The organism is Streptomyces sp. NBC_00076 (assembly GCF_045041235.1).
GTDB lineage: Bacteria > Actinomycetota > Actinomycetes > Streptomycetales > Streptomycetaceae > Streptomyces.
This window is the reverse complement of sequence record NZ_CP108242.1, coordinates 6,854,170-6,873,016: the sequence shown is the minus strand read 5'-3', so window position 1 is coordinate 6,873,016 and position 18,847 is coordinate 6,854,170. Positions and strand designations below refer to the sequence as shown.

The 18,847-nt window shown below is 69.0% G+C and carries 17 protein-coding genes; 7 read left to right on the top strand and 10 right to left on the bottom strand.

The window, feature by feature from the left end; genetic code table 11:
• Positions 1-36 precede the first annotated feature (36 nt).
• The 6 genes from OHA64_RS31410 to OHA64_RS31385 all read right to left on the bottom strand — a co-directional run bounded on the left by OHA64_RS31410 (position 37) and on the right by OHA64_RS31385 (position 6,929).
• Complete coding sequence (locus tag OHA64_RS31410) at positions 37-906, bottom strand: nucleic acid/nucleotide deaminase domain-containing protein (RefSeq protein ID WP_405618793.1); 870 nt, start codon at positions 904-906, stop codon at positions 37-39.
• Between the two features lie 371 nt (positions 907-1,277).
• Entirely contained in the window at positions 1,278-2,360 is a 1,083-nt protein-coding gene (locus OHA64_RS31405) for an ABC transporter ATP-binding protein (protein WP_405618791.1), read from the bottom strand.
• Positions 2,344-3,327, bottom strand: coding sequence for an ABC transporter ATP-binding protein (locus OHA64_RS31400; protein WP_405618789.1), 984 nt, complete (start codon positions 3,325-3,327; stop codon positions 2,344-2,346). The genes OHA64_RS31405 and OHA64_RS31400 overlap by 17 nt, the downstream gene beginning before the upstream one ends.
• A 9-nt stretch (positions 3,328-3,336) precedes the next feature.
• Positions 3,337-4,377, bottom strand: a complete 1,041-nt coding sequence (locus tag OHA64_RS31395; RefSeq protein ID WP_405618787.1) for an ABC transporter permease — start codon at positions 4,375-4,377, stop codon at positions 3,337-3,339.
• Positions 4,370-5,293, bottom strand: coding sequence for an ABC transporter permease (locus OHA64_RS31390; RefSeq protein WP_405618785.1), 924 nt, complete (start codon positions 5,291-5,293; stop codon positions 4,370-4,372). The genes OHA64_RS31395 and OHA64_RS31390 overlap by 8 nt, the downstream gene beginning before the upstream one ends.
• Before the next feature lie 7 nt (positions 5,294-5,300).
• On the bottom strand, positions 5,301-6,929 hold the full coding sequence (locus OHA64_RS31385; protein WP_405618783.1) for an ABC transporter substrate-binding protein: 1,629 nt from the start codon (positions 6,927-6,929) through the stop codon (positions 5,301-5,303).
• A gap of 428 nt (positions 6,930-7,357) precedes the next feature.
• Here OHA64_RS31385 and OHA64_RS31380 point away from each other — a divergent pair, with 428 nt between their 5' ends.
• The 7 genes from OHA64_RS31380 (at position 7,358) to OHA64_RS31350 (ending at position 15,182) form a co-directional block, all read left to right on the top strand.
• Complete coding sequence (locus tag OHA64_RS31380; protein WP_405618781.1) at positions 7,358-9,229, top strand: ABC transporter substrate-binding protein; 1,872 nt, start codon at positions 7,358-7,360, stop codon at positions 9,227-9,229.
• On the top strand, positions 9,222-10,271 hold the full coding sequence (locus tag OHA64_RS31375; protein ID WP_405618779.1) for an ABC transporter permease: 1,050 nt from the start codon (positions 9,222-9,224) through the stop codon (positions 10,269-10,271). Before OHA64_RS31380 ends, OHA64_RS31375 begins: the two co-directional genes overlap by 8 nt.
• Positions 10,268-11,239: an ABC transporter permease gene (locus tag OHA64_RS31370; protein WP_405618777.1), complete on the top strand. Its 972-nt coding sequence runs from the start codon at positions 10,268-10,270 to the stop codon at positions 11,237-11,239. The genes OHA64_RS31375 and OHA64_RS31370 overlap by 4 nt, the downstream gene beginning before the upstream one ends.
• Positions 11,236-12,249 carry an ABC transporter ATP-binding protein gene (locus tag OHA64_RS31365; RefSeq protein ID WP_405618775.1) on the top strand — a complete coding sequence of 338 codons (1,014 nt, stop codon included), beginning with the start codon at positions 11,236-11,238 and terminating at the stop codon, positions 12,247-12,249. Before OHA64_RS31370 ends, OHA64_RS31365 begins: the two co-directional genes overlap by 4 nt.
• Positions 12,250-12,376: 127 nt before the next feature.
• Complete coding sequence (locus tag OHA64_RS31360) at positions 12,377-13,414, top strand: ABC transporter ATP-binding protein (RefSeq protein ID WP_405618773.1); 1,038 nt, start codon at positions 12,377-12,379, stop codon at positions 13,412-13,414.
• A 572-nt stretch (positions 13,415-13,986) separates the two neighbouring features.
• On the top strand, positions 13,987-14,532 hold the full coding sequence (locus OHA64_RS31355; RefSeq protein WP_405618771.1) for a hypothetical protein: 546 nt from the start codon (positions 13,987-13,989) through the stop codon (positions 14,530-14,532).
• Positions 14,533-14,630: 98 nt separating this feature from the next.
• A complete protein-coding gene (locus tag OHA64_RS31350; protein ID WP_405618769.1) occupies positions 14,631-15,182 on the top strand; it encodes a GNAT family N-acetyltransferase in 552 nt (183 codons plus the stop codon).
• Between the two features lie 7 nt (positions 15,183-15,189).
• On the opposite strand, the gene OHA64_RS31345 is transcribed toward OHA64_RS31350, so the two are convergent.
• The 4 genes from OHA64_RS31345 to OHA64_RS31330 form a co-directional block, all read right to left on the bottom strand.
• Complete coding sequence (locus tag OHA64_RS31345) at positions 15,190-15,600, bottom strand: VOC family protein (RefSeq protein WP_405618767.1); 411 nt, start codon at positions 15,598-15,600, stop codon at positions 15,190-15,192.
• 72 nt (positions 15,601-15,672) lie between these two features.
• Positions 15,673-16,821 (bottom strand): ABC transporter ATP-binding protein, encoded by a 1,149-nt coding sequence (locus tag OHA64_RS31340; RefSeq protein WP_405618765.1) that lies wholly within the window; start codon positions 16,819-16,821, stop codon positions 15,673-15,675.
• Positions 16,814-17,860 (bottom strand): ABC transporter ATP-binding protein, encoded by a 1,047-nt coding sequence (locus tag OHA64_RS31335; RefSeq protein WP_405618763.1) that lies wholly within the window; start codon positions 17,858-17,860, stop codon positions 16,814-16,816. The genes OHA64_RS31340 and OHA64_RS31335 overlap by 8 nt, the downstream gene beginning before the upstream one ends.
• A gap of 46 nt (positions 17,861-17,906) precedes the next feature.
• On the bottom strand, positions 17,907-18,830 hold the full coding sequence (locus OHA64_RS31330; protein WP_405618761.1) for an ABC transporter permease: 924 nt from the start codon (positions 18,828-18,830) through the stop codon (positions 17,907-17,909).
• Positions 18,831-18,847: the final 17 nt, after the last annotated feature.

The window sequence follows — 18,847 nt, the reverse complement described above, 5'->3', positions numbered from 1 at the left end:
CACCCGCCTCCCTTCCCGCGGCACCCGCGCGACGAGTCACTGCCGGGCCTGCTGCGCGGCGTGCGTGATGAGTTCCTTGAGGCCTTCCTCGCGGGACTCCGCGGTGTCGCCGTAGTCGAAGCTGTGCGTGAACTCGGCGTGCGGCAGGACGGCCTGGAGCCAGGCGGAGCAGTAGTGGCCCGGCATCATGCACGGTTCCAGTTCGCAGTAGACGCGGCGGACCTGCTCGGGCTCCACCCCGGTGGAGGAGAGCTGCTGCCACAGCTGCTCCTCGGGGTGCAGGCGGCCGGGACCGGCCTGGGCGGTGACGATCTGCTTCGCACCGTCCTTGCCGACGTACTCGAAGGCCGACGAGAAGGGGAAGTTGAGGGTGTGGCGGACGTCATCGAGCACCCGCGACCACCAGTTCTCCCGGTCGGCGACGGCCTCCGGGTCGATCTGCCGGATCTCCTGGACGAGCGCGGCGAACACCTCGGCGGCGGACTGGAGTCCGTCGGAGGCGGCGATCACCGGGAGGGCGCGGTCCAGGGCGGCGGCGCAGTGCGTGAAGGCGGCAACGTCCGAGTTGACGAACAGGGCGGCTTCGCCGCGACCGAGGAAGAGGGCCTGTACGGAGCCGTCGGTGCGGACACACAGGTGCGCCAGCCGGTCGGTGCCGATGCGCACCCACTCCGCCCAGTCGCCCTGCAAAGCGATGCCGCGGTGGCCGGTGTACATCCCGAGGGTGGGCCCGTCGGTGTCGTCCGCCGCGATGAAGTACGGGCCGACGTGCAGCGGCACACCGACCTGCGCGAGGTGGGTGCGGGCCGAGGCCGGCACGGTCGCGTACGAGGCAGGCACGCTGATGGGGCGCAGCCCCTGGGGGCCGAACTGTGCGACGGCGGGGTCCGAGGGGAGCTCGGGCATCACAGACCTCTCACGGTGGCGGAACTGACCGCCTCCACCCTATGCGCAGGCCGGGCGGGGCCCGGTGCTGTGACGAATCCGGGACGAGGCCGGGACGGGATCGCCCCCTCGTGGGGCCCCGCCGCAGACCACTGCGCCAAGACCTGCCGCTGTACCGACCGTGGCAGGACGCCCGATCCCGATGTCGACGCCCTTGACGCGAGAGCCGCGCGCCGGTCCGGGCGCGAAAAAACGGGCCGGGAGACATGGCGCTCCCGGCCCGTTTACGGCACCCGCACGGCCGTACGCTGCTCAGCCTGACGCGTCCGTATATCGAGATCGGGTCGGTGAAGTTGCCTGCGTGTTAACGCGGTTAGTGGCCATTTGTGCGGTTATTCCCGCCCTTCGGCACGATCATCCGATGCCGCGTCCCTGGCCTCCTCCGGCGGCACCACCTGTTTCTCCTCCGCGAAGTGGCAGGCCGAGTCGTGGGCGGCGGGGCCGGGCAGGAACCGGAACTCGGCGGGCACCGCGAGTGCGGGCACCTCCAGGGCGCACCGCTCCCGCGCCTTCCAGCAGCGGGTGCGGAAGCGGCAGCCGGAGGGGATGTTCGTCGGGGACGGCACGTCGCCCGCCAGGATGATCCGCTCGCGGTGTTCACGGGCCTCCGGGTCCGGGACGGGTACGGCGGACAGCAGCGCCTGCGTGTAGGGGTGGGTGGGGTGGTCGTAGATCTCGGCGTCCCTGCCGGTCTCCACGATCCGCCCGAGGTACATCACCCCGACCCGGTCGGAGATGTGCCGGACGATCGACAGGTCGTGCGCGATGAAGACGTAGGACAGCTCGAACTCGTCCTGGAGGCCGGCCATCAGGTTGATGACCTGGGCCTGCACCGACACGTCGAGCGCGGACACCGGCTCGTCCGCGACGATGACCTCGGGGCGCAGGGCCAACCCCCGTGCGATGCCGATGCGTTGGCGCTGTCCGCCGGAGAACTGGTGGGGATAGCGGTTGATGTACTCCGGGTTGAGGCCGACGACGTCCAGGAGGTCCTGCACCTTGCGGCGCCGGTCGCCCTTCGGGGCCACCTCGGGGTGGATGTCGTACGGCTCCCCGATGATGTCGCCGACCGTCATCCTCGGGTTGAGCGAGGTGTACGGGTCCTGGAACACCATCTGGATGTTGCGCCGGACCGCCTTCAGGGCCTTCCCGGACAGCGTGCCGATGTCCTCGCCCCGGTAGCGGATCTCCCCCGCCGTCGGCCGTTCCAGGCTGACCAGCATCCTGGCGACCGTCGACTTGCCGCAGCCGGACTCGCCCACGATGCCCAGCGTCTCGCCCCGGTTCAGGGTGAAGTCGACGCCGTCGACGGCCTTGACCGCGCCGACCTGCTTCTTGAACAGGATGCCCCGGGTGAGCGGGTAGTGCTTGACCAGTCCGCTGACCTCCAGGATCGGCTCAGGTGTCGCGGCCATCCAGGCACTCCCTCCAGAAGTGGCAGGCGCTGCCCCGGCCCTCGGACACCTCGTAGAGCGGGGGCACGTCGGTGCGGCACACGTCCTGGGCCATCGGGCAGCGCGGGTTGAAGGCGCAACCGGGCGGGATGTGCATGAGGTTGGGCGGCAGGCCCTTGATGGCGTAGAGCTCGTGGCCCTTCTGGTCCAGGCGCGGGATGGAGTCCAGCAGGCCCCGGGTGTACGGGTGGGCGGGCGCCTTGTAGATGTCGTGGACCGGGGCCGACTCGATGATCCGGCCCGCGTACATGACGGCGATCCGGTCGGCGACGTCGGCGACCACACCGAGGTCGTGGGTGATCAGGATGAGGCCCATGTCGTACTCGCGCTGCAACTCCGCGAGCAGGTCCATGACCTGGGCCTGGACGGTGACGTCGAGGGCGGTGGTGGGTTCGTCGGCGATGATCAGCGCGGGCTGGAGCGCGAGCGCCATCGCGATCATGATGCGCTGACGCATACCGCCGGAGAACTGGTGCGGGTACTGCTTCACCCGCTCCTTGGCGCCGGGGATGCGGACGTGGTCCATCAGCTCGACCGCCCTGGCCCGCGCGTCCTTGCGCGACATGCCCCGGTGGACCACGAACATCTCGCCGAGCTGGTCGCCGACGGAGAGCACGGGGTTCAGCGACGACAGCGCGTCCTGGAAGATCATCGCCATCTCCTCGCCGCGGATCCTCCGCCGTGCCTCCTCCTTCAGCTTCAGCAGGTCCCGGCCCTGGAAGAAGACCTCGCCGCCGGTGATCCGCCCCGGCGGGATGTCGAGGATGCCCATGACGGTCTGCGCGGTCACCGACTTGCCGGAGCCGGACTCTCCGAGCACGGCGAGCGTCTCGCCGGCGTCCACGCCGTAGTCGACGCCGTTGACGGCCTTGGCGACGCCGTCCCTGGTCCGGAACTCCACGTGCAGATCACGCACTTCGAGCAGCATCGCGGCACCTCACCTCAGCTTCGGGTCGAGGGCGTCGCGCACCGCGTCGCCGAGCATGATGAACGCGAGCACGGTGAGCGCGAGCGCCCCGGCGGGCCAGAGCAGCATGTGCGGGGCCTGGCGGATGTAGGCGGACGCCGCGGAGATGTCGATCCCCCAGCTGACCGTCGGCGGCTTCAGCCCCACGCCGAGGTACGACAGGGTCGCCTCCAGCGCGATGTAGGTGCCGAGTGCGATGGTCGCCACGACGATCACCGGCGCGATGGCGTTGGGCATGATGTGCCGCAGCAGGATCCGGGAGTTGGAGGCGCCCAGCGCCCGTGCGGCCTGGACGTAGTCGTGCTGTCTGGCGGTGATGACGGAGCCGCGGGCGATCCGGGAGACCTGCGGCCAGCCCAGCAGCACCATGAACCCGATGACCGGCCAGACGGTGTTGCTGGTCACCACGGAGAGCAGGACCAGACCGCCGAGGACGACGGGGATCGCGAAGAAGACGTCGGTGATCCGGGACAGGAACGAGTCCGGGAGCCCGCCGAAGAACCCGGCGAGCCCACCGAGGACCGAGCCGAGGATCCCCACGCCGAGCGACGCGCAGACGCCGACCGTGACGGAGGTCCGGGCGCCGTAGACGGTGCGGGTGTAGACGTTGCAGCCCTGGCCGTCGTAGCCGAACGGCGCGCCCGGCTGGGAGCCCTCCTGGGCCTTGGCGAGGTCGCACTTGAGCGGGCTGCCGGAGGCGATCAGCGACGGCCAGATCGAGATGACGACGAGGAAGACGATCACCAGGCCGGAGATGATGAAGACCGGGTTGCGGCGCAGGTCACGCCAGGCGTCGGACCAGAGGCTGCGGGGCTTGCCGGACGAACCCGGGCCGTCCGGTCCGTCCGGGTCACGTCCGTCGGTGTCGTCCGACCTGTCCTCCTCCAGCGTCTCGCCCTCGCTCGTGGCGAGGTCCATCGCCCCGCCCATTCCGGTCGCGGCGATCGCGCCGTCCTCCGCGGCGCGGCCCCCGCCCGACCCGTACGGCTCCTGCGGCATCGGCTCAGGCATAGCGGATCCTCGGGTCGAGGACGGCGTACAGAAGGTCGACGATCAGGTTGGCGACCAGGAACACCAGGACGAGCACCGTCACGAAGCCGACGACGGTCTGGGTGTTCTGGCGCAGGATCCCCTGGTAGAGCTGGTAGCCCACGCCGTGGATGTTGAAGATCCGCTCGGTGACGATCGCGCCGCCCATCAGGGCGCCGATGTCGGCGCCGATGAAGGTGACCACGGGGATCAGGGAGTTGCGCAGCAGGTGCCGGGTGATGACGCGCCGCCTCGGCAGTCCCTTGGCGACGGCCGTACGGACGTAGTCGGACCGCTTGTTCTCCGCGATGGACGTGCGGGTCAGGCGGGTCACGTAGGCGAGCGACACGGAGGCCAGGACCAGCCCCGGCACGACCAGCTCGCCGAACGTGGCCTCGGTCGACACCGACGGTTTGATCCAGCCCCACTCGACGCCGAGCAGCAGCTGGAGCAGCAGACCGGTGACGAAGGTGGGGATGGAGATAACCACGAGGGTCAGCAGCAGGACCGAGGTGTCGACGGGCCGGCCGCGCCGCAGGCCGGTGACGACACCCAGGGTGATGCCGATGACGACCTCGAAGAGGATCGCCACGACCGTCAGCCGGATGGTGACCGGGAAGGCCGTCGCCATCAGCTCGGTCACCTCCTGGCCGTTGAACGCGGTGCCGAAGTCGCCGGTGAAGACGTTGCCCATGTAGGTCAGGTATTGCTGCCAGACCGGCTTGTCGAGGCCGAACTCCTTCTTCAGCTGGGCCGCCGTCGCCGGGTCGCACTGCCTCTCCCCGCACAGGCCCGCGACGGGGTCGCCCATCACGTTCACCATGAGGAAGATCAGCAGGGTGGCCCCGATGAACACCGGGACCATCTGGAGCAGACGCCGGACGACGTACCGTCCCATGGCCTGTTCAGCTGACCTTGATCTCGTTGTAGACGGGGACGCTGAAGGGGTTGAGCTTCACCTCGGACAGCCGCTCCGAGTAGCCGGCGCTGCCGTTCTGGTACCAGAGCGGGATGGCGGCCATGTTGTCCCGGACGACCGCCTCGGCCTTCTGGAAGGTCTGGACGGCCTTGGCGGTGTCGCTCTCGGCGTTGGCCTGGTCGACGAGGTTGTCGAAGTCCTTGTTGGACCACTTGCCGTCGTTGGAGGAGGCGTTGGTGTAGTAGAGCGGCTGGAGGAAGTTCTGGATGAGGGGGTAGTCCATCTGCCACCCGGCCCGGAACGGCCCGCTCATCTTCTTGTCGGTGATCTGGCTGCGGAAGTCGGCGAAGGTGCCGACCGGGTTGCCGACGCAGGCCTTGTCGTTGTCGAGCGCGTTGTTGATGGAGTTGCAGACGGCGTCGACCCACTCCTTGTGGGAGCCGGTGTCCGCGTTGTACGTGATCTTGACCTGGCCGCCCGGGAGCCCGCCGCCCTCCTGGACCATCTTCTTGGCTTCGGCCGGGTTGTACACGCAGGCGTTTCCGCACAGGCCGCTCTGGTATCCGCCGTCCGTGCCGAGGACCGGGGAGGTCCAGTCGGTGGCGGGGGTGCGGGTCTTCTGGAAGATCGTTTCCGTGATCTGCTTCCGGTCGATCGCCATGGACAGGCCCGTACGGACCTTGACGGACCCGCTCTTGTTCCAGTCGCTGTCGTAGAACGGGAAGGCGAGCGTCTGGATGATGCCGGCGGGGGAGTTGATGTACCGGCCCTGGAGGTCGCTCTTGGCGTTCTTGAGCTGGGAGGCGGGGACGTCGTCGACCAGGTCGAGGTTGCCGGCCATCAGGTCGGTGTAGGCGGTGTTGTTGTCGGTGTAGACCTTCAGGTCGACGCCGCCGTTCTGCGCCTTGTCCTCGCCGGGGTAGTCGTTCCACTTGCGCAGGGACATCTGGGAGCCCTTGGCGTACGAGTCGACGGTGTACGGGCCGTTGCCGACCGGCTTCGCCACCCAGGCGTCGTGGTCGTCGAAGAAGGCCTGCGGGAGCGGGGCGAAGGCGGAGTATCCGAGGGTGTCCGGGAACGTCGAGAACTTCTGGTTCAGCTTGACGGTGAAGGTCTTGTCGTTGACGACCTTGAGACCGGAGAGGGTGTCGGCGGTCTGCTTGCTGCCGTCCTCCGGGTGGACCTTGTCGTAGCCGTCGATGTAGCTGAAGAAGTACGCGTTCCTCTGGTTGTTCTTCAGGCTGGCGCCGTAGTTCCAGGCGTCCACGAAGGACTTGGCGGTGACGGCCTCGCCGTTGCTGAACGTCCAGCCGTCCTTGATGGTGATGGTGTAGTTCTGCGAGTCCGAGGTGTCGATCTTCTGGGCGAGCATGTCCTCGGCGGCGCCGGTCGTCGGGTTGTACCTCTTGAGGCTCCGGAAGATCATGTCGAGGACCTTGCCGCCCTGCACCTCGTTGGTGTTGGCCGGCTCCAGAGGGTTCTGCGGATCGCCCCAGGAGGAACTGAGCACTCCGCCGCCGTCGCTGCTGGCGCTGCTGTCGCCGCCGCAGCCGGACGCCGCGAGGACTACCGCCGCCGCGCAGGCGGCCCATCTGGCGTGCGTGGCTCCACGCATGAAGTGCCTCCTCCTGAGTGCCCCGTGCAGCGGTGTGCGGCCGACGCCGGGATGCTGAACCGTTACCGGTCACTATCGGCACATCACGCACATATCGCATGCGAGCAAGGGCCGTATGGGTCACCGGCCGCACAGTCGTCCGACGCCCTCGCCCGTACGGGGGAACGAAAGTCCGCGGAACGTCGCCAGGCCTCCACCTGGGGCCCTTCACAGGTGTGGACCAATGACTGTCGCGTTCGCATCAACGGATTATTTCCGCAGGCCACACGGCCTTCACGCGCCGTTGACGCGTGTGGAGCGGCGCTGGTAGACACACTCATCAATCCCGTCGGCGACACCCGGTCCGGTCCGATCCAGCACTGCGAGAGCACTCCGACAGCACTCCGACAAGCCGTCCCTGTGCGAGCGATGACGCGAGGTCACGACCCATGAGCACACAAGTCCATGGCAGGGGGCTCTCGGGCCCGAGGAGATCACGGCCCCGCGTCGCCCGGCTCACGGCCGTCGTCGGTGCCGCCACCCTGACGTTATCGGCCGGGCTCGCGACCCCGCTCAACCCGGCGCCCCAGCAGGCCTCGGCCGCCGACAGCAAGAGCGTCCTGACCGTGGCGGTAGCCCAGAGCGTCGACTCGCTGAGCCCGTTCCTGGCGCAACGGCTGGTCAGCACCAGCATCCATCGGCTGATGTACGAGTACCTGACCAACTACGACCCCAAGGACAACCACGCCGTCCCCGGCCTGGCCACCAAGTGGGAGCCGTCCCCCGACAAGCTGACCTGGACCTACACCATCCGCTCGGACTCGAAGTGGTCGGACGGGCAGCAGGCCACCGCCCAGGACGCGGCCTGGACGTTCAACACGATGATGACCGACGACGGCGCCGCCACCACCAACGGCAGCTTCGTCTCCAACTTCAGGAAGGTCACCGCGCCCAGCCCGACGCGGCTGGTCATCGAGCTGAAGAAGCCGCAGGCCACCATGACCGCCCTCGACGTGCCGATCGTGCCGAAGCACGTCTGGGAGAAGGTGGACGACTTCTCGAAGTTCAACAACGACAAGAGCTTCCCCGTCGTCGGGAACGGGCCGTTCGTCCTCACCGGCTACAAGCCCGACAGCTACGTACGCCTCAAGCCGAACAAGACCTTCTGGCGGGGCGCTCCGAAGTTCGACGAGCTGGTCTTCCGCTACTACAAGGACCAGGACGCCGCCGTGGCCGCCCTGCGCAAGGGCGAGGTCTCCTTCGTCGCCGGGTCCCCGTCGCTGACCCCCGCCCAGGCGGCCTCCCTGAAGAACGAGAAGAACATCCGCGTCAACGACGCCCCCGGCCGTCGTTTCTACGCCCTCGCCACCAACCCGGGCGCGAAGGCGAAGAACGGCCGGAAGTTCGGCGACGGCGACCCCTCCCTGCTGGACGAGCGGGTCAGGCACGCCCTGTTCATGGCGGTCGACCGCGAGACCATCATCGACAAGGTGTTCCAGGGGCACGCCGTCGAGGGCGAGGGATACATCCCGCCGCGCTTCTCGCAGTACTTCTGGAAGCCCTCCGCGAGCCAGGAACTGGCCTACGACCCGGCGAAGGCGGCCCAGCTCCTCGACCAGGCGGGCTACAAGAAGAACGGCTCCGGCGAACGCCTCGGCAAGGACGGCAAGCCGATCACGTACCGCGTCCTGTGCCACGCCACCGATCCCAACGACAAGGCGGTCGGCCAGTACCTGGAGGAGTGGTGGGGCAAGCTCGGCATCGGGGTCACGCTCGACTGCCTGGACAACGTCACCGATCCCTGGCTCGCGGGCACCTACGACCTCGCCTTCGACGGCTGGTCCGTCAACCCCGACCCGGACTTCGTCCTGTCGATCCACACCTGCGCGGCCCTGCCCGCCACCCCGAAGGACACCGGCGCCACCGACAACTTCATCTGCGACAAGCGGTACGACGACCTGTACGCGCGTCAGCTCGCCGAGTACGACCCCGCCAAACGGGCCACTGTCGTCAAGCAGATGGAGTCACGGCTGTACGACCTGGGGTACATGAACGTCATGGCGTACCCGAACGCCGTCGAGGCGTACCGGACCGACCAGATCAAGTCGATCCGGACGATGCCGAGCGCGGCGGGCAACATCTACGGCCAGGACGGCTACTGGAGCTGGTGGTCGGCCGTCCCCGCGGCATCGGACGGCTCCTCCGACGACTCCGGCTCGACCGGCGCGCTCATCGGCGGCGTGGTGGCCGTCGTGGTCCTCGTGGGCGCCGGGGTGTTCTTCGTACTGCGCCGCCGGTCCACCGCCGACGACCGTGAGTAGCGTCCAGAGGGCCGCCGCTGAGGACCTCGCCTCACCGGCGGCACGTACCCCCCGGGCGCACACCACCACCGCGTACGTCCGCTACGGCGCCGGCAAGGTGGGCGGCGCCGCCGTCTCCCTGTTCGCCGTGCTGGTCACCGGGTTCTTCCTGTTCCGGCTGATCCCGGGCGACCCGGTCAAGACCATGACCGGCGGCCGCCCGGTGTCCGCGGAACAACTGGCCGCCTACCGCCGGGAGTTCGGCCTTGACCTGCCGCTGTGGCAGCAGTTCACCGACTACTGCGGCAAGGCGCTCACCGGCGACCTCGGCACCTCCTACCAGTTCCGCGCCCCCGTCGTCGACAAGATCGGCGAGGCGCTGCCGAACACGCTGCTGCTGACCGGTACGGCGTTCGTCCTGTACACCGCCCTCGGTATCGTCCTCGGCACCCGCGCGGCCTGGCGGCACGGCCGGCTCGGCGACCGGCTCAACACCGGTCTGGCTCTGACCCTCTATTCCGTTCCGTCCTTCTGGCTGGGCCTGCTGCTGATCATCGTGTTCTCGGTGGGCATCGGCCCGATCCCCGGGCTGTTTCCCACCGGCGGCATGGAGTCGGGCGGCGAGGAGGGATTCGCGTACGTGCTCGACGTGGCCCACCATCTGGTCCTCCCCGTTCTCACCCTGGTGGCGGTCGAGTATGGGCAGACGCTGCTGGTCACCCGCTCGGCGCTGCTCGACGAGATGGGCAGCGACTATCTGACCACCGCGCGCGCCAAGGGCCTGCGGGACGACCTGGTCCGGCGCCGGCACGCCGTGCCGAACGCCCTGCTGCCGACCGTGACGCTGGTCTTCGTCAACCTCGGCCGGACCGTCGCGGGGGTGATCCTCGTCGAGACCGTGTTCTCCTGGCCGGGCCTGGGCGGACTGTTCTACCAGGCACTGAGCGTGCCGGACCTGCCCCTGGTCCAGGGCCTGTTCCTCTTCTTCGCCGCGGCGGTGATCATCATGAACACGCTGGCCGACCTCGTCTACCCGCTGCTCGACCCACGGGTGGGCCGATGACGACCGACACCCCCGCCGACGCCCAGACCGGCAGCCCGTCCGGCAGCCCGTCCGGCAGTCCCGCACCGGTGCCCGGGGCCGGTCCCGGCCGCCTCGCCCGGCAGCGCCGCCGCCGCTCCGTCGTACGGTTCTGGACGCGCTACCGCACCCACCGCGCCGGGCTCGTGGGCCTGGTCGCGCTCGCCGTGTTCGCGCTGGCCGCCCTCACCGCGCCGCTCACCGTCGGCTCCGACGTGGCCGGGGTGAGCGAGGCTCCGGGTCAGCCCATGGAGAGCCCGAGCGGCGAGTTCTGGCTGGGCACCGACCGGTTCGGGCGCGATCTGCTGGGCCTGCTGGTGTGGGGGTCGCGGGTCTCGCTCCTGGTGGGGCTGCTGGCGGCGGTGCTGTCGGTGGCCATCGGCACGCTGGTGGGTGTGACGGCCGGGCACTTCAAGGGCGCGTACGCGACCGTGCTGATGCGGGTCACGGACTGGTTCCTGGTGATGCCGACGCTGGTGCTCGCGATCGCGCTCGCCACCGTGATGTCCCGCTCGCTGGGCACGGTGGTGCTGGCGATCGGGGTGACCTCGTGGCCGACCACCGCACGGCTGGTGCGGGCGCAGACGCTGGCGGTGGAGTCACGGCCGTACATCGAACGCGCGAAGGCGCTGGGCGGCGGGCACTGGCACGTCATGTCCCGGCATGTGCTGCCCAACGTGATGCCGCTGGTGCTGGCGCAGGCGACGCTGATGGTCTCCGCCGCGATCCTCGCCGAGGCGACGCTGGCCTTCCTCGGGCTCGGCGATCCGACGGTGGTGTCGTGGGGCGGGCTGCTCCAGGAGGCTCGGGAGGCGGGTGCGGTGAGTTCCGGGGACTGGTGGTACCTGGTGCCGCCCGGCATCGCGATCGCCGCGGTCGCGCTGTCGTTCACGCTGTGCGGACGTGCTGTCGAGTCGGTACTCAACCCCCGGCTGGGGGTGGACCGTTGACGCTGCTGGAGGTACGCGGCCTGGAGGTGACCTACCCGGGCGGGGCGGCCGCTGTGCGCGGGGTGGACCTGCGGCTGGCGGCGGGTCAGAAGCTCGGTGTGGCCGGCGAGTCGGGGTGCGGCAAGTCCACCCTGGCCCTCGCGCTGCTCCGGCTGCTGCCGGCCGGGACCCGGGTCGGCGGGCAGGTGCTGCTGGACGGCGAGGACGTGCTGACGATGCGGTGGGGGCAGGTGCGGGCGGTCCGCTGGGCGGGCGCCTCGATCGTCTTCCAGGGCGCGATGCACTCGCTGAACCCCGTGCACCGCGTCGGTGACCAGATCGCTGAGCCGATCCTGCTGCACCGCAGGGCCACCGCGGCGGCCGCGAGGAAGCAGGCCGGGGAGCTGTTGGAGCACGTGGGCCTGCCGGCGGCGCGGGCGTCGGCGTATCCGCACGAGCTGTCCGGCGGGCAGCGCCAGCGCGTCATGATCGCCATGGCGCTGGCCTGCGCACCACGCCTGATCATCGCCGACGAGCCGACCACCGCCCTGGACGTGATGATCCAGGCGCAGATCCTGCGGCTGATCGAACAGCTGGTCGCCGAGCAGGACCTGGGCCTGATCATGATCAGCCATGACCTGGCGGTCCTCGCCGACACCTGCGACCGACTCGCGGTGATGTACGCGGGCCGGGTGGTCGAGGAGGGCCCGGCCCGGAAGGTCCACGAGGACGCCCGGCACCCGTACGCGAAGGCCCTGTCGGCCGCCTTCCCCCGCATCGGCGACCCGGCCTCCCGCTTCGCCCCGCGCGGCCTGCCCGGCGACCCGCCCGACCCGGCCGCCCTGCCCCCCGGCTGCACGTTCCACCCCCGCTGTCCGGTCGCGCTGGACTCCTGCGCGGTGGACGACCAGGCGCTGCGGGAGGCGGACACCGATCGCAGCGCGGCCTGCGTGCATGTTCCGGCACCGGTACGGGGACCGGCCGCCACCGCCGAGGACGCGAGGAGCGGCACATGCCCCTCCGGCACTTGACCCCGCGTCACCAGGAACGACAGAGGACGGGGCCCGGCCCACGCGCCACCCGCGACCACGCACCGACATCGGCACGCGGACCCGCCGACGCCGTCGGGCGGCCCGCCCAGGACGCCAGGAGGGGCCCATGACGACCACCTCGGTGCCCCCGCCGGCAGACGGACCGGCCCTGTTGAGCGCGCGGGGGCTGCACGTCGCCTATCCCGGACGGCACGGTGGTCCGCCGGCCCGGGCCGTGGACGGCGTCGAACTCGACATCAGGGCCGGGGAGATCGTGGCCCTGGTCGGCGAGTCGGGCTGCGGCAAGACGACCCTGGCCCGGGCGCTGCTGGGCCTGGTGCGGCCCACGGAGGGACAGGTCGGCTTCGGCGGGCAGCCGCTGGAGTACTCCTCCCGGGCCCTGAAGGCGTACCGCAAACGCGTCCAGCTGGTCCTCCAGGATCCGACCGGATCACTGAACCCACGGCACACGGTGTACGACGCGGTGGCCGAGGGGCTGCGGATCCACGGGTACGCCGGTGACGAGCGGGCGGCGGTCGCCGAGGCCCTGTCCCGGGCGGGGCTCAGGCCCCCGGAGCGCTTCTTCCTGCGCTACCCGCACGAGCTGTCCGGCGGTCAGCGGCAACGCGTGGTGATCGCGGGCGCACTGGTCCTCGAACCCGAACTCCTCGTCGCCGACGAACCGGTGGCCTCCCTGGACGCCTCGGTGCGCGGCGAGATCCTCGCCCTCCTGCTGCGCCTGCGCGACGAACTGGGCCTGTCCGCACTGGTGGTGACCCACGACCTGGGCCTTGCGTGGAACATCGCCGACCGGGTCGCGGTGATGTACCTGGGCCGGATCGTGGAGACGGGGAACGTGGAGCAGGTCCTGACGGCACCGCAACACCCCTATACCCAGGCCCTGTTGTCGGTCCTCCCGGAGGCCCCCGGGGACCCCGTCGTCCTCACGGGCGAGCCTCCCGATCCGTCCCGCATCCCCGGAGGGTGCCGCTTCCACGCCCGCTGCCAGGTCCTGGCGAGCGGAGAGGCGGAGCGGGCGGGCGTCGCGGGGGCGTGCCGGGGCGAGGATCCCGGGGTGCTGGGCGGCGGTGGGGAGGCTCGGGTGGCGTGTCATTGGGCATCTTCACGGGCGCACCTTTCCCACACGGGAAGTCCGCAGGAATAACAAATTTGAGGAACAATTGAGGGTGCCATAATACCGAATCAGACATAGCCCACCATATCCATGGACGCCCGCACCCTTATGTTCCATTTATACAGCATGCTCCCCGGGGAACCGAGTACTCCACTCGGGCCGCCCTCCTGAACGTCTTTCGGTTTCATGCTTGCAATTCATTCCCCGAAGGGGCATTCTCTGACTCACTGAACCCGCAAGACCACCGGGGTAAAACCCGTAAGCGCAGGCTCAGTTGACACAGCAACGGGGGAGTAATTCGATGAGCGTGCATTTCCTTGCCCGCGGCCGTCAGGCCGCCTCCGCGATCGGCAGTCCGGCGACCGTGTCGCCCACGCCGACGCGCTGACAGGCTGACCCATTTTCGGCTCCCGTTTCTCGGTGAGCCATCCACTGGCGGCGGTCCGCGCAGCTCCATTCCACGCGTCCCGACGTATCCACACCTGCCGGCGTATCCACACCTGCCGCAATGCGCTGCGCTTTGCCATTGCGCCGCGCCATTCCGCACCTTTTCACGCGTCGGACCATTCACGCCTGAAATTTAACGAGGGAATTAACCTGACATGAATCGTATTCTCAGTACCGGGCTCGCGTCCACGATGCTGGTCGGCGGCCTGGTGGCCGCCGCATCTCCCGCCTCCGCCACAGCCCAGGGCTGTCCCGACGTGGGCCTCGTGGGCTACTCGATCAGCAACAAGTCCACCGTCTACAAGGCGACCAACCTCGCGAGCGACTGGTTCCTGGACAAGGACAAGCCCACCCTCGGCTACTCGTCGAACAAGACGGGCACCGTGAGCGCCAGCGGAACCGCGGGCGTCACGGCGGAGGTCGGCGCCATCTTCGCCAAGGCCAGCACCTCGTTCAGCGTGACGGTGGGCAAGACCTGGTCGAAGTCCCAGACCTGGTCGTACTCCGCCACGGCCGTGAACAAGGCGGGCAAGAGCAAGGTCCGGCTGATCATGACCCACGAGGCCAAGAAGTTCAAGGCACGCAAGTACGTCATCACCAACGGCTCGGGCGGCACCTGCCACACGACGTGGAAGTGGACCAAGTGGTTCACCGCCCCGGTGAAGAAGAACAACAACGTCTGGAAGCTCGAGTACAAGTAGAGCGACCGGCCGCGCTCAGGTCAGCCACGCCCCGCCGCCGAGCGGCGGGGCGAAGTGCTGCCGGAGGAGGCGTGATCCGCGGTCCTAGGCTGTCGGCCATGGACATGGTCTTCCGGCGTCTCCTCCTCCCCTCCGGTCTCTCTTCCGGCTCTGAGCCCCTGGTCCGCTTTCTGACCTGCGAGAGCTGGCCCTTCCACAGCGTCAGCGAGGTGGACCGGAAGACGGCGCGTCAGTGGATCGCAGACGGGCGTTTCGACAACGAGGAGAACCGGAGCTTCTGGATCGTCGCCGACGACGAGACCGTCGGCCTGGTCCGCCTGATGGACCTCACGGACGGCACACCCTTGTTCGATCTGCGGATCCGGGCCGAGCACCGCGGCCGCGGCATCGGCGTGCGGGCCGTGACCTGGCTGACGCGGTACCTGTTCGAGGAACTGCCGGACATACGCCGTATCGAGGGCACCACCCGGCAGGACAACAGCCCGATGCGGCGCGTCTTCCTGCGCTGCGGATACGCCAAGGAAGCGCACTACCGAGAGGCCTGGCCGGCCATGGACGGGACGATCCATGACACGGTCGGCTATGCGATCCTGCGGCGCGACTGGCTGAACGGGAAGGTGACAGTCCCCGAATGGGACGACGAGAGGTGAGCCCGCATCACGACGGCCGCCCGGCGTCCGAGGACGCGTCCCGGGCCACCAGCTCGGCCTCGAAACCGTCCGTGTTCGTGAGATAGCCGGCGTAGTGCTGCGGACCGCCCGCGTGGGGATAGCGGTCCGCGAACAGGGACGTCCAGCCGTGGGCCGGGGCCTCGGTCACCAGGGCGTCGACCTCGTCCGGGTCTCCCGCGTGGAACGCCAGGTGGTTGAGGCCGGGGCGCAGACGGTCGTGGCGGTCTCCGGTCAGCGCCGGTGACTGCTCCACGACGAGGTACGTCGGTCCCAGCCGCCAACTGCGGCCGTGTTCCCAGTCCTGGTACGGCTCGTAGCCGAGGCGGGTAAGGAGCCAGCCCCACTCGCGGGTCGCACGGGGCAGGTCGGGGACCCACAGTTCCACGTGGTGCAGCACGTCTCGTCCTTCGGAAAACGCTGGTTCCCGGCACCGAGGGCGGTGCCGGGAACCAGCGGGTGTGCGCGGACGTCAGGCCGCGTGGACGACGTCCTTCTCCTCGGCAAAGTGACACGCCGACTCGTGCGCGGCCGGGGAGTCCGCGCCCTTGAAGCGCTCGGGCACCGCCAGCAGCGGCTCCTCCTGGGCGCACTTGTCCTGGGCCTTCCAGCAGCGGGTACGGAAGCGGCAGCCGGAGGGCGGGTTGGCCGGGGACGGGACGTCACCGGTGAGGATGATCCGGTCACGACCCTCACGGGCCTCCGGGTCCGGAACCGGGACCGCCGACAGCAGCGCCTGGGTGTAAGGGTGCGTCGGGTGGTCGTAGATCTGCTCGTCACTGCCGATCTCGGCCATCCGACCGAGGTACATCACGCCGACTCGGTCGGAGATGTGCCGGACGATCGACAGGTCGTGCGCGATGAAGAGGTAGGACAGGTTGAACTCGTCCTGCAAGCGCTCCATCAGGTTGATGACCTGTGCCTGGACTGACACGTCCAGCGCCGACACCGGCTCGTCACAGATGATGATCTCCGGGTTGAGCGCCAGGCCGCGCGCGATGCCGATGCGTTGGCGCTGACCGCCGGAGAACTGGTGCGGGTACCGGTTGATGTACTCCGGGTTGAGGCCGACGACGTCCAGGAGTTCCTGCACCTTGCGGCGCCGGTCACCCTTCGGCGCCACCTCGGGGTGGATGTCGTACGGCTCCCCGATGATGTCGCCGACCGTCATCCGCGGGTTGAGCGAGGTGTACGGGTCCTGGAACACCATCTGGATGTTGCGCCGCACCGCCTTCAGCGCGCGCCCCGACAGCTTGGTGATGTCCTGGCCCTTGTAGAAGATCTCGCCGGCCGTGGCCCGCTCCAGGTTCATCAGGAGCTTCGCCACGGTGGACTTGCCGCAGCCGGACTCGCCCACGATGCCCAGGGTCTCGCCCTGGTGGAGGTCGAACGAGATGCCGTCGACGGCCCGGACCGCACCGACCTGCCGTTTGAAGATGATGCCCTGGGTGAGCGGGAAGTGTTTCACCAGGTTACGGACCTGGAGGATCGGCTCACCCTGCTCGACCGGCGCCTCGATGGCCGCGACGGCCTCCGACTCGGTGTGCGCAGCCACCACGTCCACGTCCGAGACGTTCGGCGTGGCCTCGGTCTGCTCGTCCTTCTTGCTGAGCTCAGCCATGGATCGTCTCCTTCCAGAAGTGGCACGCGGAGCCGCGGCCCACCAGTTCGGTGCCGTCCCGCTCGGTCACCGGAACCAGCGGCGGCACGTCGGTGCGACAGATGTCCTGCGCCTTGTTGCACCGGGGGTTGAAGGCGCAACCGGGCGGGATCTGCTGCAGGTTGGGCGGCAGCCCCTTGATCGCGTAGAGCTCGTGGCCCTTCTGGTCCAGACGCGGGATCGAGTCCAGCAGGCCGCGGGTGTACGGGTGCGCGGGGCGCTTGTACAGCTCGTGGATCGGGGCCGTCTCGACGATCCGGCCCGCATACATCACGGCTATCTTGTCGGCCACGTCGGCGACCACACCGAGGTCGTGCGTGATGAGAATCAGGCCCATGTTGAACTCGCGCTGCAACTCCGCGAGCAGGTCCATCACCTGGGCCTGAACGGTCACGTCGAGAGCCGTGGTCGGCTCGTCGGCGATGATCAGGTCCGGCTCCAGGGCGAGCGCCATGGCGATCATGATGCGCTGGCGCATACCCCCGGAGAACTGGTGGGGGTAGTCGCCGACGCGCTCCTTGGCGGCCGGGATACGCACCCGGTCCATCAGCTCGATGGCCTTCGCCTTGGCGTCCTTGCGGGACATCCCCTGGTGCGCCCGGAACATCTCGCCGAGCTGGTAGCCCACGGAGAGAACGGGATTGAGGGAGGACAGCGCGTCCTGGAAGATCATCGCCATCTTCGAGCCGCGCAGCTTGCGCCGCTCGCTCTCCGGCAGGCGCAGGATGTCCTGGCCCTGGAAGAAGATCTCGCCTTTGCTTATCTCTCCGGGCGGGCTGTCCAGGATGCCCATGATCGCCTGCGCGGTGACGGACTTGCCGGAGCCCGACTCACCGAGCACCGCGAGCGTCTCACCGGCGCTGACGCTGTAGTTGACGCCGTTGACCGCCTTGGTCACAGAGTCGCGGACCTTGAACTCGACGTGCAGGTCGCGGACTTCGAGAAGCGGGGCTGCCCCGTCCGGCCCGGTGTTCGAGGGGGCCATCTCCAGGCTGGTCATGCCATCACCTTCGTCTTGCTTGCTGAGGAGGGGTTCACGGCTGTGGTCACCGGAGCTTCGGGTCGAACGCGTCGCGCAGGCCGTTGCCCAGCAGGATGAAGCCCAGCGCGGTGATGACGATGGCGATGCTCGGGTAGGTCCACATGAAGTCCTTGACACCCATGAACCCGCGCCCGGCGGAGATCATGTTCCCCCACTCGGCCACCTCCGGGTCCACGCCGACACCCAGGTACGACAGCGAGGCCTCGGCCACGATCGCGATGCCGACGTTGCTGGTGCCGTACACCAGCACCGAGGTCATGGAGTTGGGCAGGATGTGTTTGCGGATGATCCTGCCCCGACTGGCGCCCAGCGCCTGCGCGGCGTGCACGAAGTCCATCTCGCGCACGGACAGGATCTGGCTGCGCAACAGGCGGGCGAAGGTGGCCCACTGGAAGATGCCCAGCGAAAGCACGACGGGCAGCACACCACGGCCCATCAGCAGGATGATGACGATGGCGCCGATCAGCAGCGGGAAGGCGAAGAAGATGTCCGCCGTGCGCATGATGACCGTGTCCACCCAGCGGCCGAAGTAGCCGGCCATGGCGCCCAGCAGGATGCCGATGGACAGCGCGACGAGGATCGAGGCGAGGCCGACGATCACGGCGATGCGGCTGCCGAAGATGAGACGGGAGAGCTGGTCGCGGCCCAGTGCGTCGGTGCCGAGCAGGTGAGCGCCGCCCGGGGACTGCAGGGTCGCGTTGAGGTCCTGCTGGAGTGGGTCGTGCGGTGCCAGCAGGGGCGCGAATATCGCGGTGAGGATGAGGAGGGCGATGATCGCCAGCCCGACCACGGCCAGCTTGTTGGCGAAGAAGCGGTGCCGGATGTCGGACCACTGGCTGACCTTGGCGATGGAGGGTTCGGCACCCTGTTTGCCTGCGGCGGGATCGGCCGCCGTCGGCCCTCCCGTGCCCGTGACGAGTTCGGTCATGGTGTGACTCCTAGGTG

What these genes read in the sequence shown, in the direction of transcription:
- OHA64_RS31380 (WP_405618781.1), top strand. Translation starts at nt 7,358, where the DNA reads ATGAGCACACAAGTCCATGGCAGGGGGCTCTCGGGCCCGAGGAGATCA.
- OHA64_RS31405 (WP_405618791.1), bottom strand. Translation starts at nt 2,360, where the DNA reads ATGGCCGCGACACCTGAGCCGATCCTGGAGGTCAGCGGACTGGTCAAG.
- OHA64_RS31390 (WP_405618785.1), bottom strand. Translation starts at nt 5,293, where the DNA reads ATGGGACGGTACGTCGTCCGGCGTCTGCTCCAGATGGTCCCGGTGTTC.
- OHA64_RS31340 (WP_405618765.1), bottom strand. Translation starts at nt 16,821, where the DNA reads ATGGCTGAGCTCAGCAAGAAGGACGAGCAGACCGAGGCCACGCCGAAC.
- OHA64_RS31385 (WP_405618783.1), bottom strand. Translation starts at nt 6,929, where the DNA reads ATGCGTGGAGCCACGCACGCCAGATGGGCCGCCTGCGCGGCGGCGGTA.
- OHA64_RS31400 (WP_405618789.1), bottom strand. Translation starts at nt 3,327, where the DNA reads ATGCTGCTCGAAGTGCGTGATCTGCACGTGGAGTTCCGGACCAGGGAC.
- OHA64_RS31370 (WP_405618777.1), top strand. Translation starts at nt 10,268, where the DNA reads ATGACGACCGACACCCCCGCCGACGCCCAGACCGGCAGCCCGTCCGGC.
- OHA64_RS31335 (WP_405618763.1), bottom strand. Translation starts at nt 17,860, where the DNA reads ATGACCAGCCTGGAGATGGCCCCCTCGAACACCGGGCCGGACGGGGCA.
- OHA64_RS31395 (WP_405618787.1), bottom strand. Translation starts at nt 4,377, where the DNA reads ATGCCTGAGCCGATGCCGCAGGAGCCGTACGGGTCGGGCGGGGGCCGC.
- OHA64_RS31350 (WP_405618769.1), top strand. Translation starts at nt 14,631, where the DNA reads ATGGACATGGTCTTCCGGCGTCTCCTCCTCCCCTCCGGTCTCTCTTCC.
- OHA64_RS31355 (WP_405618771.1), top strand. Translation starts at nt 13,987, where the DNA reads ATGAATCGTATTCTCAGTACCGGGCTCGCGTCCACGATGCTGGTCGGC.
- OHA64_RS31410 (WP_405618793.1), bottom strand. Translation starts at nt 906, where the DNA reads ATGCCCGAGCTCCCCTCGGACCCCGCCGTCGCACAGTTCGGCCCCCAG.
- OHA64_RS31330 (WP_405618761.1), bottom strand. Translation starts at nt 18,830, where the DNA reads ATGACCGAACTCGTCACGGGCACGGGAGGGCCGACGGCGGCCGATCCC.
- OHA64_RS31360 (WP_405618773.1), top strand. Translation starts at nt 12,377, where the DNA reads ATGACGACCACCTCGGTGCCCCCGCCGGCAGACGGACCGGCCCTGTTG.